Here is an 18,188-nt window from a genome sequence, read left to right on the forward strand (position 1 = left end):
GTAGGCAACAAAAAAACGGCTCTAGGCCGCCTTTTTTTGGGAATTATTTAGTTCGACTGAAAGTTAAAATCTTTGGCTTTCCAGCATGAAATTGGAAGGTATTACAGTCGCTAGCTGCTCACTGCTCCCGCCGAAGCTTTTGATTATGACGAATCTTAATCTCATTGCCTTGCTCAGTAGCTTGATAAAAAACACGCTGAGAAATCTCCTTAGGCAAATACTCTTGCTTCACATAATGCCCCGGAAAATTGTGCGGATATTGATATCCTTCATGCCCTAACGCAGTTGCACCTTTATAGTGCGTATCACGCAGATGCAGCGGTACCTCCGCTGATTTGATCTCATCCATACTTGCCATTGCATTGGAAATAGCCATAACCACAGCATTAGACTTCGGACTTTCCACTGCAAAAAGAATAGCTTGGGCAATGTTCAGCTTCGCCTCTGGCCAACCATTGTTTCGATACGCATCCAGCGCACTCACCGCTTGAACCATAGCTTGGGGATTAGCCAAGCCGATATCCTCACTGCTGGCTGCAATCAGGCGCCGAATAAAAGTCATAGGGTCCATTCCAAGCTTTTCTACCGCATACAGAAACCAAAACAACGCGGCGTCGCTGGAACCGCGAATACTTTTATGAAAAGCGGATAGCACATCATACTGCGTAGATTCATCAGCCTTCACAATGGGGCGCCGAATGGATTCCTCTGCCACCTCCAGCGTGATATGAACACTTCCATCAACTTGTGGTGCGGTAGTCAGGGCTGCCAGCTCCAGTGCATTTAGTGCCCGCCGGATGTCTCCATTAGCCATTGTTGCAATATGCAACAAAGCCTCCTCATCGACCTGAAGCTCCATAAATCCAAGACCTTTCTCTTTGTCCGCCAAGGCTCTGCGCATTGCGATCAAGCTGTGTTCACTCGTTAATGCCTCCAGCTGAAATAAGGTGGAGCGGCTCATAAGCGCCCCATTAACATAATGGAACGGGTTCTCTGTAGTCGCTCCAATGAAGGTAATAGTCCCTTTTTCTACTGCTGGCAAAAGCGCATCCTGGCGTGAGCTATTAAATCGATGCACCTCGTCCAGGAACAGGATCGTCTTAGTGCCGTACAATGTTTGATTGTTCTGAGCTCGCTCAATAACCTCCCGTACATCCTTCACGGTAGCTTCCACCGCATTCAGACGTACGAACTCTCCTTGCGTGTGATGAGAAATAATATGCGCGAGTGTCGTCTTGCCGCATCCCGGGGGGCCATAGAGCAAAATCGAAGAGACTTGATCCGCCTCAATCGCTCTTCGCAGCAGCTTCCCCCGACCTATGATATGCTCTTGACCAATATATTCATCAAGATTCTCCGGTCTCATCCGGTCCGCAAGCAGCCGTCCGCCCCCGGTGTCCTCTCCGAAAGAAAATAAATCCATAACTCCACTTCCTTGCTATATTCTTGTAAAAGCTCAATGTAAATCCTCTCTATCATACCATATCACAGGGAAGGATTAGGATGCCCTGCCGGGTCAAGGTAACAGTATCAGCATAGACTTATTTTACGCCAAAATAAAAAGAGCATGATCTCGTCTTAGAAAGGCGGGAGCCATGCTCTTTTTTCAAAATATAAGAAAGTATAGGTTTCACGCTACACTTTATCCTTATGATTTCTCGCATAACGCTTACCGTCCTTCTAAGGACACCAGAGGCGTTTATGCTTGAATTGCAAGCTAGCAATTTACTGCCAGCCGCATTTTTGATATGATTTTACGAATGCTTTCTTCCGATAGATGGTACTTCTTCTGAAGTTCCGCTACGGAATCACCGCTTCGATGACAACTGAAAATTTCCTTGTTCCGGTTCGCTATTTCTTTCCTCGAACCGCTGTTCTCGCCCCATCGAACCCGCTCTTCCGTCTTCTTTGGGATGTAGAGCAGTTCACCTTGGATGTATCCCTGAAGCTCTTCGAGTAAGCCAGGGGGGAGCACATCCTTCCCATTTACATAACTCAACTTGCATTTCCTCCTTCAACAGGTGTGTCCCTATGCGTCGGTCAACTAAGTTTTTAGTTATAATCACGTCACCTGCCTCCTTTCTTCTCCTCATATTTGGAAAAATCCGTAATTTCATTATATAAAAACCTTTTGGTAGCGTCTACATTCGATTTCATAAATTTCGTTCTTATGGATAAGTGTGGTACTTCTTATGTTAGTAATAAGGAGGCCGTAAGGCCTCCTCGCTTTAAGCAGGTTTCCGTCTTAAACGGAAACCACCTCGTATACTGAAATCATTTCAATCAGCCTCCTTCCAGAAGTGTTCTTGCCCGGCCGGACACTTATTATTAAGCCATACCTATGGGGGAGTTACAAGACCAAGAACAGTTATAACCATTCTCCACCAGTCTTACTCTCCCTCAGAATCGCTTCCAGCCGCCGTTTGCACATAGGAAGGAACTTCCCCATTATGGAGCAGCCACAGCTCATGGAGAGCACGTGTACAGCCGACATACATCAGCTTCGCGTCCCAAGCCGTCGCTCCATAATGGTCTTGATCGGCATCTGCTAAGATCACCGCATCGAACTCCAAACCTTTTGATAAATAGACAGGCAGCACCGATAACCCGCCCTGATATTGCGTCATACTGCCATCAATCAGATGAATATCTTCAAAATGCTGTGCCAGCTCCGCATATAGTTCTGCAGCCTCATGAAGATTTCTTGTTAGGACAGCCACCGTACGGTATTCCCTTCCTGACAGAGACTTCAGTGCAGAGGTTATTGTCCGCAAGCGAGCTTGCTCATCAGCCACCAGTTCCCCAGCATCCTCGCCATAGGCGATCATACGCACGGGATCTCCACTACGAAACACAGGAACAGCCAGCAATGAGCTCTCCACACCTGAAGATAGAATTCCATTAGCGAAGTCTATAATTTCCATAGTAGAACGATAGCTGCGTGTCAGCGCGTGATAAGCCGTGTTCTCAGGGGCAAACAACGTCTGCATCTCTTCCCACGCGTGTACGCCTTTATAGGCATGTATGCCCTGCGAGAGATCACCCAGGATCGTAAAGGAATGGCCTCGCACATATAAATCCAGAACGGCAATTTGGAAAGGTGAAAAATCCTGAGCCTCATCGATTACTACATGGTCAAAGCGAGTAACGCCCTCATCACCATTCAAAAGATAATGGATATACAGCAGCGGAGGTAAATCCTCTTCACGTATGATGCCTTTTTTCAGCTCTTTTGCCGTTTCCTTCAACACAGCTGCCGGAATTTCCTCTGGCGGTTCAACCGGCCAATCCTCAGGAAGTTTAGCTGCTCGGAAAATTTGCTTATAGATCGTTAATGGATCATATTTAGGCCATTTGGCACTATAAGCCTTCTCTCGCTGCGCGCCTTTTTTCTTGCGATCCTTCATAGCAGCAGCTGAAGGACTCTTCTTCAGTTCCATCTCAATCCAGCGATGAATCCGCGCCATTACCCGTTCCTTGCGCTTGGCTGGAGGATAGGGAGCATACTCCTCATTATGCCAGCGCAAAATCATAGAACGTCGTAGCACCGCACCCTCCCACGGGCTAAAATCACCCTCAGGTACAGAGCTGCTTTCCAATAGCTTGATACTGGACTCTATGATTCCCATCAGCACCGTGGAACCCTTGAAGCGCCCTGGTGTCTCTTCTGTAATTACCGGCATGCCGCCAGGGGTTTCGAACCAGCGGTTCATCGTCTCTGTCGCATCCTGTTCCGGCAATTCCAGTCCTAGTACATTAGCCGCCCAATCCGGAAATGTACTTTGAGCAATATTACCTACCCCGAGCTCAGGCAATACGTCCGAGATGTAATCCAAAAACATCCGGTTTGGTGCAAAAATGATCATTTTTTCCGCAGAAACCTGATCCTTGTATTGATACAGCAGAAAAGCAAGCCTGTGCAGTGCAACGGTTGTTTTACCGCTTCCTGCCACGCCCTGAATGATTAGCGCTGTATTTTTGGCAGCACGGATAATCTTGTCCTGCTCCTCTTGAATGGTCGATACGATATCCCGTAGACGATTATCCTTGTTCTCCCCAAGTCGATAGACGAGAAACTCATCTGATACAATCGGTGCATCGCTTTCCCGATTGTACGTATCCGCGACCCGCTCCAGAATTTGCTTCCGAATCACCACGTTGCGTTTGAGGTATACCAGCCCCTCTATTAATCCCTCAGGAGCTTCATAGGAGGCTGGCTCGGTACCGCCGGTAAACGAATAAAACAGGCTTGCTACCGGTGCGCGCCAGTCGATGACTAGCGGACGGTCGCTTACCTGCTCGCGGTCTACGCCGATTTTGCCTATATAGAGTGCCTTCCGTTCATTCTCATCATTGCCTTGAAAATCAAGCCGTCCGAAATAAGGCTCCTGCCTAAGCTTGGCAAGATCTTTGCGCTTCTGATCACGGTTCGCTTCCAGCACCTGTTCCGTATAGTCATGTCCCGTGTACACTGGTGTCTGCTGGAGCTTCTCCAGCAAAGTGTCAATTTCAGTAAGCGCTTGATTCAGCCTGTCTTCTTCCTCTTGATAGGCACTTTGAAAGTTGTCTTCCAATTTCAGTTACCTCCTAAAAGTTTATCGAGCTTAAATTTTCATGCTCCTACGCCCATTTCTCACGCAAAAGGATACCCATTGTAGCACAATCAGCACTTAAATACCAAATCTTTCAAATGATTTGACTAAACTTATAAGTTCTCCAACCTAAAGCACTTTGGTGCTCCTTAGCTCGCACAAGCGTCGAATGTTTGGGACAAACCAAAGGCATTTTTGCCTTTGCTTTTGAGCGCTTCCACACATTTCGCTCCGATCAGAGGCATTTTTGCTTTTGATTGCGGCGTCCAGGCACATTTAGCTCGCATCAGAGGCATTTTCGCCTCTGTTTTCAGCGTTCGCACACATTTAGCTCCGATCAAAGGCATTTTTGCCTTTGATTTCGGCATCTACGCGCATTTAGCTCCAATCTACGGTATTTATCCCTTTGATTTCGGCGTCTACGCACATTTAGCCCCAATCAACGGTATTTATCCCTTTGGTTTCGGCGTTCGCACACGTTCGGCTCGAATCAACGGCATTTTTGCCTCTGTTTTCGACGTTCGCACACATTTAGCTCCAATCAAAGGCATTTTTGCCTTTGATTTCGACGTCCAGGCACATTTAGCTCGCATCAGAGGCATTTTCGCCTCTGTTTTCGGCGTTCGCTCGCATTTCGCTCCAATCAACGGTATTTATCCCTTTGTTTTCGACGCTTCCACGCATTTGGCTCGAATCAACGGTATTTTTCCCTTTGATTCTGACATCTACACGCATTTAGCTCCAATCAGCGGTATTTATCCCTTTCTTTTCGACGTCTACGCACATTTGACTCAATCAGCGGCACACGCAATTACCTCTTTGATTTCAACGCTGGCTGATAGAGCTAATTAGTGTGCAACAGGTCCCTCGCAATCAAAGAAACTGGATGCCGCACTATAGCACAGCCTGCAAAATAAAGTTAGCCACAAACAAACCAGCAATTCCATACAACGCAGGTGGCACTTCCTTCCCTTTGCCCAGCGCCAGCTTCACAATTGGGTAGGTAATAAAACCAAAAGCCATACCGTCCACGATGCTATAGGTGAATGGAATCATAACCATGATTAGAAAAGACGGGAACAGCTCGGTCAAATCACTCAAGTCCATCTCACGCACATTCTGTACCATTAGCCCGCCGATCACAATCAGGATCGGTGCGATCGCACTGTCGGGAATATAGGATAACAGCGGTAGGAATAAGAAGGTCGCCCCGAATAGAAGCCCTGTTACCAGCGAGGTGAGACCCGAACGCCCGCCCGCAGCTATTCCTGCATTAGATTCTGCAGCGGCCACGACCGGACTGCTTCCGAAAAGACCTGCGGCGATATTAGCAAGCGAGAGCGCACGCAGGCTGCTTTTGAAGCGTTCTGGACGGCCTGCCATCATCGTCTGCGAGGCTACAAGACCGATATTTTCAAATACAACGATTAACAATAACAGGAATACAGCAATCCAGAACACCAGGCTCACAATGCCGCTCCAGTCCATTCCGAAAAATAGGCCGCCATAACCTGAGAATACATGCCCTGAGGCCTGTTTTTCCGGTGCATGTGCAGCTCCCAGCAGATAGGCTAGTCCTGTACCAACCAGCATACTTATCAGCAGGCCACCATTAGTTCCCCGGATAAATAACACTAAAGCCAGCAATAAAGTCACACAGGATGTAATAACTGCAGGATCACTAAAATGTCCTATGGCAACAAAAGTAGTCTGATGGGCAATCACTATCCCACTCTTTTGCAGCCCTATAAAGGTCAGAAACAGCCCTATACCGACTGTAATGGCATGCTGCAGGTTTTGGGGAATTGCCTCACTAAGAATACGATAAAGTGATGTAAAGGCCACGATAGCGAATAACACGCCTGTTATAACGACTACAGTAAGCGCCTCTCTCCAGTCCAGTTTCATGGAATGAACAAGCGTATAAGTGAAAAATGCGTTAATCCCCATCCCGGGAACCACGATGATAGGCGTCTTCCCGCCAAAAGCCATCAGCAGACAGCCGGTAATAGCAGTCAACAGTGTAGCCACCATTGCCGGTCTAAGCGGCATCCCCGCGTCATGGAGAATCGTCGCATTCACCATAACAATATAAACTGAAGCAAAATAGGAGAGAATCCCTGCAGCCCATTCCCGTTTCCAGTCATTCTCAGGCGCAAGCCCCACACTATTTCGCCAAAAATTCGATTTCATGTACAAAAACCTCCACTGATATTAAGTTCCGCAGGCGGATATTACCCGGATTATAAATCTAATAATCAGCCGTTCATCCCGGTTCAGCTATTATGCCTATTTGTGGCCTGCTTCTTGCAGAACCCGCCTGTTTAACGACAACAAAAGGGCGTACGCAGCCGGATTCCAGCTACTCGCCCTTTTGTCCATTACTCTAATCCTATAACTATAATTGAAACAGCCTCAGCTCAGCAATTCACTTACAAGCTGACGCCTCCAGCCTCAAGCAAATCCCGCACGGCAACGCTGACCATAATTAGGCCGGCTACCGGTGGAACAAATGAATTGCTGGCTGGCGGTTGTTTCGCTTTACGTCGATCCGGCGCATTCTCCGGAACAATCTTGTCCGTAACATCCTGACGTGGCTTCATTGGCGGCTCCGTTGAGAAAACCACCTTCACGCCTTTCTTAATCCCATCCTTACGCAGCTTCTGGCGAATGACCCGGGCAATCGGATCATACGTTGTTTTAGAAATGTCCGCTACCTGGAATCTTGTAGGATCCATTTTGTTGGCAGCACCCATGCTTGAAATCATAGGAATTCCACGTGCCAGACATTCTTTAATCAAATGGACCTTGTAGATAATCGTATCCGAGGCATCGATCACATAATCCGGTTTCAGCTTGAACAGTTCCTCATAGGTTTCTTCCGTATAGAACATGTTCAGCGCAATTGCTTCACATTCCGGATTAATCAGCCTCACACGGTCTACCATCAGTTCGGCTTTCTTTTGCCCAACCGTAGTAGTAAGTGCGTGGATCTGCCGATTCACATTGGTAATGTCGACGGAATCCTTATCAATCAGGATCAGTCTGCCGATCCCGCTACGAGCCAATGCCTCAACAGCCATACCGCCAACACCGCCGATACCAAGTACCGCTACTGTGCTGTTCTTCATAATCTCCAGACCTTCCGGTCCGATCGCCAGTTCCGTACGTGAGAACTGATGCAGCATGAGGTCAGCCTCCTTCAAAAGCTATGGCGAAGCAGAAATCTGCCTCGCCCGCTTTATTTAATTATTCTTTTTCTTTTTCTTTCTTTGGTTTAAGAGCCAGCTTAATATGCAGTTGCTCCAATTGTGAACCGTCTACTGGTGCAGGTGCATCCATAAGCAGGTCCGTTGCACTTGCTGTTTTCGGGAATGCGATGGTTTCGCGCAGATTTGTACGGCCCGCCAGCAGCATAATTAGACGATCTAAACCGAAGGCAATACCACCATGTGGAGGTGTACCATATTCGAACGCATCCATCAGGTAACCAAATTTCTCGTAAGCAACCTCATCTGAGAAGCCGAGAGCTTGGAACATTTTTTCCTGTACTTCACGTTTGTAAATCCGCATGGAGCCGCCGCCTACTTCATAACCGTTCAGAACGATATCGTAGGCTTGTGCACGAATTGCACCTGGATCTGTGTCGAACAGATGAAGATCCTCTTCACGTGGACGAGTGAACGGATGGTGTTCTGCTACATAACGTTTCTGATCTTCATCATAACCAAGCAATGGGAAGTCAGTCACCCAAGCGAACTTGAACACGTTATCGTCGATCAGACCCAGCTGACGTCCGATTTTGACACGAAGGGCACCTAGAACGTCCGCTACAACCTTTTTGGTATCAGCGGAGAACAACAGTAGGTCGCCTTCTTCAGCGCCTGTACGCTCCTTCACAGCGGCAATTTCTTCTTCAGTGAAGAATTTGACAATCGGCCCTTTGAACTCGCCGTCTTTCACTTGAATCCAAGCCAAACCTTTCGCTCCATAACGCGCAGCATAAGGTCCGAGATCATCGATTTCTTTACGAGTCCAAGTCCCACAGCCTTTAGCATTTAGACATTTCACTTCTCCGCCTTTTTCGATCACGGAAGCGAATACCTTTACGCCACTTGTGGCAACAATATCGTTCATTTCCACAAGCTCTAATCCAAAACGCAGGTCAGGTTTGTCTGAACCGTATTTGCCCATAGCCTCAGCATAAGTCAAACGTTGGAATGGAAGTTGAATATCCGCTCCTACAGTTTCTTTAAACAGACGTTGCATCAGGTTCTCCATCATGCCAAGCAGCTCATCCTGAGACAGGAATGAAGTCTCGATGTCCACTTGTGTAAATTCCGGCTGACGGTCAGCACGCAAATCTTCATCACGGAAACAACGAGCAATTTGATAATAGCGTTCAACGCCACCCACCATCAATAGCTGCTTGTAGATTTGTGGAGATTGTGGCAATGCGAAAAATTCGCCTTCATGCACACGGCTTGGCACCAAATAATCACGCGCACCTTCCGGTGAGCTCTTAGTTAGGATTGGTGTTTCTACATCAATAAATCCTTCACTGTCAAGGAAATCGCGGAAAATCTTAGAAGCTTTCGAGCGTAGCAACAATGTTTTTTGCATTTCTGGACGACGCAGATCCAGGTAACGATATTTCAGGCGAAGAGATTCGTCTACTTCCACTCCATCTTCGATGAAGAATGGAGGGGTCTTAGCAGCGTTCAGCACTTCGATATCTGTAATTTGAACTTCAATCTCACCTGTTGGCAGATTGCGGTTAATGGTTTCTTCATCACGTTTAACCACTTTTCCTTTGACAGCCAAAACATACTCACTGCGAACCTTATCCGCAATTTGCAGTGCTTCGCCGGAGTAGTCCGGGTTGAATACAACTTGCACAATACCGCTTCTGTCACGCAGGTCAATAAAAAGTACACCCCCAAGGTCGCGGCGGGTCTGGACCCATCCGTTCAAGGTTACCGTTTGTCCAATATGTTCTGGTGTTAATTGCCCACAGTTATGACTTCTTTGCATAATTCACCATTCCCCTTTTTATTTAAAAATACATTTCTACTTAAAAAATCTTCTTCTATACCAACGCCTGAGCCAGCTCTTCGAGCTTCACAGTCTGCTGTTCCCCTGTGCTCATCGACTTCAGCGCAATTACACCATTCTTCAGCTCGTCTTCGCCAAGAATCGCAGTATAACGTGCCGACATACGGTCAGCTGACTTCATCTGCGCCTTCATCTTCCGGCCGAGGTAGTCGCGTTCTGCCGAGAACCCTTGGCTACGCAGAAAGTATAGCTGCTTAGAGATTTCAATGTCAGCCTCATCGCCAAGAGCTACAAAATACACATCCAGTGGCTTCGCAGTCTCCAGCTCTACCTTCTGATCTTCCAGAATAAGAAGAATACGCTCCAGCCCGATCCCAAAACCAATACCCGGTTGATCCGGTCCACCGATTTCTTCAACCAAACCGTTGTAACGGCCTCCGCCGCCTACGGTATCAATAGAGCCAATGCCAGCTGCTTTATATTCAAAGGCAGTATGCGTGTAATAATCCAAACCACGTACAAGACGAGGATTAATCGTGAACTCCACACCCATGATGTCGAGATGCATCTTAACCTTCTCAAAATGAGTTATGCATTCATCATCCAAACTGTCCAAAATGGAAGGCGCATCTGTAAATTTATCCTGATCCACCTTGCAATCGAGCACACGAAGCGGATTACGCTCGATTCGACGCTGACAGTCACTGCAGAGGTTATCCTTCATCGGTCTAAGGAATCCCAGCAGCTTCTCCCGGTAAGCCGCACGGCTTGGTGCATTACCCACGGAATTAAGCTCCACTCTTACATCCTTAAGACCTAGATCCTTATAGAATTGATAGCCCATAGAGATTACTTCTGCATCAATAGCCGGATCCACGGCCCCAAACGCCTCAATCCCAAACTGATGGAACTGGCGATATCTTCCGGCCTGCGGACGCTCATAACGGAACATAGGACCGATATAATACAGCTTGCTTACATCAGGTTCACCGTATAGCTTGTTCTGAACGTAAGCCCGCACGACACCAGCCGTTCCTTCTGGACGAAGAGCCAAATCACGGTCGCCTTTGTCCTTGAACGTATACATTTCGCCTTCCACAATATCCGTTGTTTCGCCTACTCCACGTTCGAATAACCCTGTGTGCTCAAACATAGGTGTGCGAATTTCCCGGTAGTTAAAACGGCGGCATAAATCTCTGGCCTTCCCCTCAATATACTGCCATTTCTCCACAGCACCCGGAAGCACGTCCTGCGTTCCTGTTGGTTTCTCGAATCTTTCTTTAGCCACAGTCTATCCCTCCTAAAAAATAACCCCTCTAAAGCTGTTCTCTTCATCTGTTTCTATTGCAGAAAAAGCAAAAAATCCCTCGCCCTGTTTTATAAAAAAACAGGGACGAGGGATTATCATAACCAATAATACACCACGTGGTACCACCCACATTCCGGATCAGTAAAAATATACTGAAGCCGCTCAAAGCGGTTAACGCCCGCCTACGCGTAAACGGCTACTGATCGCGGCAATCAATACTGCCCACTTTCGCCGTACGTTCTCGGGGAGGTCATTCATTCGCTCATCAACAGAATCCTTGCAGCCAAGCGATACCGGTTCATCATCCACTTAAGTAGATGTCATCCGAATCGACAAGGGATTCTTCTCTGGAGTTGTGGGTTCTCGAATTACTTGGTCCCGTCATCAAAACCATATGATAAAATCGTATATTGTTAATATTCTACTGAACTACTGCATTAAAGTCAAGGTAGTAAAAAGGATGCCTGGTATAAATTTTGACAGCTTCCGAGTTTTTTATTCAGCAATTATATTGTAATAAAAAAAATGACCTGCAGCCGAATGCTGCAGGTCCATCATCATATATTATTAAAAAGGGGGTCATGCCTTTATTATAAACACGCTATATTAAGGAATCATGTACGTAATATTACGATTATATTACATTCCATGAAAGCGGTTTATTTTTAATAGAATACTATTCGAATTGTTCAACATAGGCCCCTTTGCCCCGAAGGATTTCCACAACTTCATTATAATTCTCTTCTGCTATACTTAGCTCCATCACATAACGAAGTTCACTTAAATCCCCATCTTCGAGATCTCCTTCTGCCACGTTCGCACTAACCTGATCTTCATTCACACTATAATGTGTTTCAGGGTCAGCCCGAGTGTCAGAAGCGGCAATGCCAGGGACCAGCATAGCTCCAGCTGCAGGTGTGCTAGCCGTTCCAAGCGTTCCAGTTGTGCCTGCGACTACAGATGCACTATCCAGTGGAATGATTGGAAACAGAATATTACGATCATTGCCGATAGGGTCTGTGAGTGGCCAAACCTCCAAGCCATCCACCTTATAGCTAATCAATGCTGTTTTTGCGCCTTCTGCTTCATTTTCAGTTCTGAAATACGCTTGGATTTTTCTGCTCATTGCCATTACCTCCTTGGATTATAAGACTCTAAAATAAAAAATACTTATTTATTTCAGGACCTTCAATATTTCACGAACAAATGCAGGCTCATCTTTTGGTGTACGCGAAGTAATGTAATTGCGATCAACCACAACTTCCTCATCCTTAAACTCCGCGCCGGCATTCACAACATCATCCTTCAGCGGAGGATAAGAGGTAATGGTGCGTCCCTTAAGCAAGTCTGCACTGATCAGAATTTGCGGTCCGTGGCAAATAGAGGCGATAGGCTTGCCTGCTTCATTTGCTTCTTTTACAAACTTCAAAATATCAGCATTTTGCCGTAAATTCTCGGGGGAAGAACCACCCGGGATGACAATCGCGTCATAATCACTTGCTTGAACATCGGCGATCGCCTTGTCTGCTGCGTAGGAGACTTCTTTCTTTTTACCTAGCAAGGTCTCCCCTTTTTTCAAACCAATAATGTCAGCTTGATGTCCTGCCTTTATAATTTCATCATAAGGAACCTTCATTTCAGAATCTTCAAAATCATTAGCCAGTAAGAAAGCAACGTTACTCATGTAATAGTTTCTCCTCTCTGTCTTTAGCAATTAATGATGTTCTAATTATTCTTTCTTGTGGTCTATTACCCTTATGAGGATGCTTTCTAACCTTTAATCGGAAAAAAGGCTTCCTTCACAACACCGAAAAAGCCGCATTTTCCACCCGCTTCAGGTACGCGGCAAGAGATTGCGGCTTCTTCCCTTCATCACTAGTGGTTCGGTCTCGCCGTCTAGCTTTTTGGCTAATGCACAGGCTTCCATAGGACTCCCAGTCGGTAGTGCCGGGAGACTTCTCCATACCCATGCCTTCTGTGATTGTCTCATTCTTAAACTCCTGCCTTATGCGTGATATCTGCCTGCATTTAGTTTATCCAGCCCAAAGAAGCTCTATCCGCATAAAAAAAAGATGTCGAAAGTTAGCTCCGGCCAGAAGCAATCTTCGACATCCTCTATTTCGTTAGCTGCGGCTATCCAGAATGAGAGTAACTGGGCCCCAATTGGTCAGCGACACATCCATCATCGCTCCAAATATGCCCGTCTCCACCTGAAGACCTCCAGCTCTAAGCTCTTGATTAAAATAATCATAAAGACGCTCGGCCTCCGCAGGAGCTGCAGCTCCCATGAAATTCGGCCGTCTTCCCTTACGGCAATCTCCGTATAAAGTAAACTGGGACACTGAAAGAATAGCCCCGTTAGTATCCGTGACACTATAGTTCATTTTGCCAGCATCATCTTCAAAAATACGCAGTCCAGCTATTTTATCCGCTAAATATTTGGCATCCTTCTCTGTATCTTCATGGGTAACGCCGACAAGCAGCATCAGGCCATTGCCAATCGCTCCGGTCACTGTCTCATCCACGGTTACTTTGGCGTCCTTACAACGCTGTACTACAACTCTCATCGCACTACTTCGCTCCTTGCCTTATTGCATGATCCGATTCACTGTATATACATCCTTGACTCGTTTCACTTTATCTACAACGGATTGCAGATGCTCCGTATTACGAATAAGGATGGTCATATGAATCATTGCCATCTTATTCTTGTCAGAGCGCCCAGTGACCGCTGAAATGTTCGTTTTGCTCTCGGACACAGCCTGCAGTACTTCATTGAGCAGTCCATTGCGATCATGGCCTGTAATCTCAATATCCACACTATAGTTTGCTTCCATCGTGCCTTCCCATTCCACTTCAATCACTCTAGCTGCTTCTTCTCCGTCACCTTCACCCGGAATGTTAGGACAATCCTGGCGGTGTACAGATACGCCCCGGCCCCGTGTAACATAACCTACAATGTCGTCACCCGGAACCGGGTTGCAACATCGTGCAAAACGAACAAGTAAGTTTTCAATTCCTTTTACACTAACGCCATTGGTGGGTTGATTTCGTCTCTCGCCGGAAGACTTGATCTCCTTCATCTCTGAAGTAAGCTCCAAGTGGTTAGCAGCTTCTTCCTGCTCCTTGCGCAGCTTCTCCGTCAAACGGGAGGCAATCTGCGAAGCGGTAATCCCACCAAAACCAACGGCAGACAACATATCCTCTACATCATTAAAAGCAAATTTTTTCGCAGCTTCCAACAGTTTTTCATCAGAAATCCACTCGGAAACTTCAACATTCAGGCGCTTCAGCTCACGTTCAATCGCTTCGCGACCTTTTTCGACATTTTCCTCACGTTTTTCTTTTTTGAACCATTGTTTAATTTTGCTTCTTGCGTGAGAGGATTGTGCAATTTTGAGCCAGTCACGGCTAGGTCCGTAAGAATGCTTAGACGTCAAAATCTCAACAATATCGCCCGTCTTCAGCTTGTGATCAAGCGGCACGATCCGCCCATTCACCTTGGAACCAATCGTACGATTGCCCACTTCTGTATGAATGCGGAACGCGAAGTCAAGAGGCACAGAACCAGCAGGAAGCTCAATAACCTCACCTTTAGGAGTAAATACAAACACGAGGTCTGAGAAAAAATCCATTTTTAGTGATTTTACGAACTCTTCGGCATCCTTAGCTTCATGCTGCAGCTCCAATATTTCGCGAAAGAAAGGCATCCGATTCTCCGGATTAGCATTATTACTGCTGCCTTCTTTGTATGCCCAGTGTGCGGCTATCCCGTATTCTGCCGTGCGGTGCATTTCCCAGGTGCGAATTTGCACCTCAGTAGGCTCTCCGCCTGGTCCTACCACAGTAGTATGCAGAGATTGATACATATTGGCTTTTGGCATAGCTATATAATCTTTAAAACGCCCCGGCATTGGCTTCCATAAGGTATGAATAATTCCAAGGGTTGCATAACAGTCCTTGATATTATCCACAATGATACGAATGGCCAGCAGGTCATAAATTTCATTAAACTGCTTATTTTTTGTGCTCATTTTGTTATAAACACTGTAAATATGCTTCGGGCGACCGGAAAGATCACCTTCAATGCCCATTTCATCCAGCTTGGCACGAATACGGCCAATTACGCTGTCGATAAATTGCTCACGTTCAGCCCGCTTCTTATGCACCAGATTAGCAATCCGGTAATACTGCTGCGGGTTCAAGTAACGAAGCGCAATATCCTCCATCTCCCACTTAATCGCGGAAATCCCCAGCCGGTCAGCTACAGGACAGAAGATCTCCAACGTCTCATAAGAAATACGGCGCTGGCTCTCTTCAGATTGGTATTTTAACGTTCGCATATTATGCAGACGGTCCGCCAGTTTAATGACAATGACCCGGATATCCTGGGCCATAGCAATAAACATTTTGCGGTAATTCTCGTTCTGCTGCTCTTCCTTTGAGCGAAAGCGAATGCGTTCCAGCTTCGTTAAGCCGTCAACAAGCATTGCGCAGGTATCGCCAAATTTAGCGCGGATTTGTTCCAGTGAGACCGTCGTATCTTCCACCACATCATGCAAAAGCGCTGCAACAATAGATATAACATCCATTTGCATATTGACGACAATATCTGCCACCGCCAGCGGATGCAGAATGTATGGCTCCCCCGACTTGCGGATCTGCCCGTGATGAGCCTGATCGGCAAATTCATAAGCTTCCCGGATGCGGAGAAGATCTTTATCTTTTATATAGGCGCCAGCCTTATCAATTAATCGCTCAATGCCCATTCTCGTCGTATCCGATTCCTTTCTATAATAAAATGAACCCGCAACTGTTCAAAAATCTGCAGGTTCCAATCATTTCATTTGTCCAAGCTTACTTACGCCCTTATTCAAAGTTGTCTATAATTATGAGGCTTAAGGAGGATTACGTCAACACTTGCCATCTCATGGTATTCCAGAAGTAAAAGTAATTAAATTCGGACAAATTAATAACACTTGTAAAAATGTTGTTGTAAAAAAGCCAAGTTCTATTTAATCTAGTAAAGGCGGATTTTCGCCGGACAACCTAATATCAGATAAGAAAGAGGAGTGAACTCCATTGCAACGCGAAATTCAAGTTAACGAAAAACTTCCATGGGGCCCAGGCTTTCTATTAAGTCTCCAGCATTTGTTTGCCATGTTTGGCAGTACAGTGCTAGTGCCTAACTTGTTCGGGGTCGACCCTGGAATGATTTTGCTTATGAATGGTATCGGTACATTGCTGTACATTTGGATCTGTCGTGGTAAAATCCCTGCGTACCTTGGTTCCAGCTTTGCCTTTATTGCACCGGTATTGTCAGTACTCAGTCGTTACCCAAATGATCACATGAAAGGATACTCGCTTGCTTTGGGTGCTTTTATCGTCACTGGTATTATATTCGTGCTCGTGGCATTGATCATTCGTTATGCAGGAACCAAATGGATTGATGTTGTTTTCCCTCCGGCAGTAATGGGAGCTATCGTAGCTACGATCGGACTTGAACTTGTACCTGTTGCCGCACGAATGGCAGGACTTATTGCTCCTGAAGGCGTTGCAGTTGCAGACTGGACTCCAGATGGCAAAACAATCGCACTTTCTATGGTGACACTTGGTGTAACTGTAATTGGAGCTGTACTCTTCCGCGGTTTTCCAAAAATCATTCACATCCTTATTGGTATCGTCACTGGTTATGGTTTAGCATATATTTTGAAAATGGTGGATACCGCTGCTATCTCTAATGCAAAATTTTTAGCGCATCCTTCCATTGTTACTCCTTCATTTGATTGGAATGTAATATTCACTATTATCCCGGTATCATTAGTTGTTATTGTTGAGCATATTGGACATTTACTTGTTACAAGCAATATTGTCGGCAGAGACTTGGCAAAAGATCCTGGACTTGACCGCTCTCTGATGGGGAACGGGATATCTACAATTATCTCCGGTTTTATCGGTTCTACTCCAAATACAACCTACGGTGAAAATATCGGGGTAATGGCGTTGACTAAAGTATATTCGGTATATGTAATCGGCGGCGCAGCGGTGATTGCTATTCTGCTTTCATTCTCTGGTACTTTCTCCTCCGTCATCGCTAATATTCCAACCCCTGTAATGGGTGGTGTATCCCTGTTGCTGTTTGGTGTAATTGCGGCTTCCGGATTACGTATTTTCGTTGAGCAAAAAGTTGATTTTTCCAAAGCTACGAACATGATCATGGCTACGTTGGTACTCGTTGTCGGAATCAGTGGTACAACCCTTACTATGGGCAACGTTAAACTAAGTGGTATGGCGCTGGCTACAATTGTTGGTATCGTATTGGCATTGTTCTTCAAACTCATTGAAGTGCTTGGACTGTCTAATGATGGCGGAGAAAGTGATAAAACTGCCCATTAATCGATTGTAAAAATAGAATTTTAAAAAAGCTGCTCCAACATCCATTTATGGACTTGGGCAGCTTTTTTTATTAACTCAGATACAAAACAGCAACTCTCCGCCACAAGGCAGACAGCTGCTGTTATTATCTTACATTTTCCAATTAATGTTTAACTTCCACCCTTTGCGTCACGCGCTAATCTTTGCACTTTTCAGCATAATTCGAGCGCCGAATCCCCGTTTATTTCCCGGGAAAAGACAAACTTCACAAGATTAATCCTCGTAATTCACCAAGGAAAGAACTTCAACTCCAGAAAGCTTATTACGCCCAGCAAGCTCAACCAGCTCAATCAGAAAAGCAGCACCTACCACTTTACCGCCAAGCTGTTCTACAAGGTTAACCGAAGTAGCAATGGTTCCACCAGTAGCCAATAAATCATCAGCGATCAATACTTTTTGACCAGGCTTGATGGCATCTGTGTGAACAGCAAGGGTGTCCTTGCCATACTCAAGATCATAACCTACCTCTATAGTCTCATATGGAAGCTTACCACTTTTACGAATCGGCACAAAACCTACCCCCATCGCATAAGCAAGAGGTGCTCCAACTACGAAGCCACGTGCTTCTGGTCCAGCGATAACGTCGATTTCCAAATGCGCTACGAGAGCTTTCAACGCGTCAATCGCTTGGCGGTAAGCCTCACCGTCTTTAAGCAATGTGGTGATATCTTTAAAACTAATACCTTCTTTAGGGAAATCAGGAATCACACGAATACTATCTTTAAAATCCAAATTTATCATCTCCTATAAGTTTTGTTAGCATAGCTGCTTTGATTTCAGATCGGCAAAACTTGCTT

16 protein-coding genes are annotated in these 18,188 nt (G+C 46.0%); 2 read left to right on the forward strand and 14 right to left on the reverse strand.

Translation table 11 applies throughout. The features are described from left to right. Positions 1-118: 118 nt before the first annotated feature. The 3 genes from MHH89_RS15690 to MHH89_RS15700 form a co-directional block, all read right to left on the reverse strand. Positions 119-1,423, reverse strand: a complete 1,305-nt coding sequence (locus tag MHH89_RS15690) for a replication-associated recombination protein A (RefSeq protein ID WP_076129668.1) — start codon at positions 1,421-1,423, stop codon at positions 119-121. A 294-nt stretch (positions 1,424-1,717) separates the two neighbouring features. Beyond that, on the reverse strand, positions 1,718-1,999 hold the full coding sequence (locus tag MHH89_RS15695; RefSeq protein WP_076129667.1) for a CD3324 family protein: 282 nt from the start codon (positions 1,997-1,999) through the stop codon (positions 1,718-1,720). 391 nt (positions 2,000-2,390) lie between these two features. After that, positions 2,391-4,574: a HelD family protein gene (locus MHH89_RS15700; RefSeq protein ID WP_339169399.1), complete on the reverse strand. Its 2,184-nt coding sequence runs from the start codon at positions 4,572-4,574 to the stop codon at positions 2,391-2,393. A 219-nt stretch (positions 4,575-4,793) separates the two neighbouring features. Here MHH89_RS15700 and MHH89_RS15705 point away from each other — a divergent pair, with 219 nt between their 5' ends. Next, on the forward strand, positions 4,794-5,444 hold the full coding sequence (locus MHH89_RS15705; RefSeq protein ID WP_144024613.1) for a hypothetical protein: 651 nt from the start codon (positions 4,794-4,796) through the stop codon (positions 5,442-5,444). Positions 5,445-5,486: 42 nt separating this feature from the next. Here the strand turns inward: MHH89_RS15705 and MHH89_RS15710 are convergent, their stop codons facing one another. The 10 genes from MHH89_RS15710 to MHH89_RS15755 all read right to left on the reverse strand — a co-directional run bounded on the left by MHH89_RS15710 (position 5,487) and on the right by MHH89_RS15755 (position 15,725). Then, the gene (locus MHH89_RS15710) at positions 5,487-6,785 is read right to left on the reverse strand and encodes an NCS2 family permease (RefSeq protein ID WP_036677630.1); all 1,299 of its coding nucleotides are present in this window, start codon (positions 6,783-6,785) and stop codon (positions 5,487-5,489) included. Positions 6,786-7,024: 239 nt separating this feature from the next. Then, on the reverse strand, positions 7,025-7,780 hold the full coding sequence (locus MHH89_RS15715; protein WP_076277219.1) for a tRNA threonylcarbamoyladenosine dehydratase: 756 nt from the start codon (positions 7,778-7,780) through the stop codon (positions 7,025-7,027). A gap of 61 nt (positions 7,781-7,841) precedes the next feature. Then, positions 7,842-9,626: an aspartate--tRNA ligase gene (gene aspS / locus MHH89_RS15720; protein ID WP_076193219.1), complete on the reverse strand. Its 1,785-nt coding sequence runs from the start codon at positions 9,624-9,626 to the stop codon at positions 7,842-7,844. A 55-nt stretch (positions 9,627-9,681) separates the two neighbouring features. Further along, positions 9,682-10,935, reverse strand: coding sequence for a histidine--tRNA ligase (gene hisS / locus MHH89_RS15725; protein ID WP_076281194.1), 1,254 nt, complete (start codon positions 10,933-10,935; stop codon positions 9,682-9,684). A gap of 192 nt (positions 10,936-11,127) precedes the next feature. After that, positions 11,128-11,265 (reverse strand): hypothetical protein, encoded by a 138-nt coding sequence (locus tag MHH89_RS15730; RefSeq protein WP_155288182.1) that lies wholly within the window; start codon positions 11,263-11,265, stop codon positions 11,128-11,130. 367 nt (positions 11,266-11,632) lie between these two features. After that, a complete protein-coding gene (locus MHH89_RS15735) occupies positions 11,633-12,082 on the reverse strand; it encodes a hypothetical protein (protein ID WP_036677637.1) in 450 nt (149 codons plus the stop codon). Between the two features lie 48 nt (positions 12,083-12,130). Continuing rightward, complete coding sequence (locus MHH89_RS15740) at positions 12,131-12,640, reverse strand: type 1 glutamine amidotransferase domain-containing protein (RefSeq protein WP_076105448.1); 510 nt, start codon at positions 12,638-12,640, stop codon at positions 12,131-12,133. A gap of 150 nt (positions 12,641-12,790) precedes the next feature. Further along, complete coding sequence (locus MHH89_RS15745; RefSeq protein ID WP_179087027.1) at positions 12,791-12,946, reverse strand: hypothetical protein; 156 nt, start codon at positions 12,944-12,946, stop codon at positions 12,791-12,793. Positions 12,947-13,079: 133 nt separating this feature from the next. After that, positions 13,080-13,523, reverse strand: coding sequence for a D-aminoacyl-tRNA deacylase (dtd, locus tag MHH89_RS15750; protein WP_036677641.1), 444 nt, complete (start codon positions 13,521-13,523; stop codon positions 13,080-13,082). Between the two features lie 21 nt (positions 13,524-13,544). Continuing rightward, complete coding sequence (locus MHH89_RS15755) at positions 13,545-15,725, reverse strand: RelA/SpoT family protein (RefSeq protein WP_036677643.1); 2,181 nt, start codon at positions 15,723-15,725, stop codon at positions 13,545-13,547. A gap of 313 nt (positions 15,726-16,038) precedes the next feature. On the opposite strand from MHH89_RS15755, the gene uraA reads away from it, so the two are divergent. Then, positions 16,039-17,352 (forward strand): uracil permease, encoded by a 1,314-nt coding sequence (uraA, locus tag MHH89_RS15760; RefSeq protein ID WP_038572987.1) that lies wholly within the window; start codon positions 16,039-16,041, stop codon positions 17,350-17,352. A gap of 252 nt (positions 17,353-17,604) precedes the next feature. Here uraA and MHH89_RS15765 read toward each other — a convergent pair whose 3' ends face one another. Further along, the gene (locus MHH89_RS15765) at positions 17,605-18,123 is read right to left on the reverse strand and encodes an adenine phosphoribosyltransferase (protein WP_036677647.1); all 519 of its coding nucleotides are present in this window, start codon (positions 18,121-18,123) and stop codon (positions 17,605-17,607) included. Between the last annotated feature and the right edge of the window lie 65 nt (positions 18,124-18,188).

Origin of the sequence: Paenibacillus sp. FSL H7-0323, from assembly GCF_038002725.1 — a bacterium.
GTDB classification, from domain to species: domain Bacteria; phylum Bacillota; class Bacilli; order Paenibacillales; family Paenibacillaceae; genus Paenibacillus_AQ; species Paenibacillus_AQ odorifer.

Excerpts from the sequence above, each read along its gene's own strand:
- MHH89_RS15745 (WP_179087027.1), bottom strand. The coding sequence starts at position 12,946 with ATGAGACAATCACAGAAGGCATGGGTATGGAGAAGTCTCCCGGCACTA.
- MHH89_RS15715 (WP_076277219.1), bottom strand. The coding sequence starts at position 7,780 with ATGCTGCATCAGTTCTCACGTACGGAACTGGCGATCGGACCGGAAGGT.
- MHH89_RS15710 (WP_036677630.1), bottom strand. The coding sequence starts at position 6,785 with ATGAAATCGAATTTTTGGCGAAATAGTGTGGGGCTTGCGCCTGAGAAT.
- MHH89_RS15755 (WP_036677643.1), bottom strand. The coding sequence starts at position 15,725 with ATGGGCATTGAGCGATTAATTGATAAGGCTGGCGCCTATATAAAAGAT.
- MHH89_RS15735 (WP_036677637.1), bottom strand. The coding sequence starts at position 12,082 with ATGAGCAGAAAAATCCAAGCGTATTTCAGAACTGAAAATGAAGCAGAA.
- MHH89_RS15690 (WP_076129668.1), bottom strand. The coding sequence starts at position 1,423 with ATGGATTTATTTTCTTTCGGAGAGGACACCGGGGGCGGACGGCTGCTT.
- dtd (WP_036677641.1), bottom strand. The coding sequence starts at position 13,523 with ATGAGAGTTGTAGTACAGCGTTGTAAGGACGCCAAAGTAACCGTGGAT.
- MHH89_RS15740 (WP_076105448.1), bottom strand. The coding sequence starts at position 12,640 with ATGAGTAACGTTGCTTTCTTACTGGCTAATGATTTTGAAGATTCTGAA.
- aspS (WP_076193219.1), bottom strand. The coding sequence starts at position 9,626 with ATGCAAAGAAGTCATAACTGTGGGCAATTAACACCAGAACATATTGGA.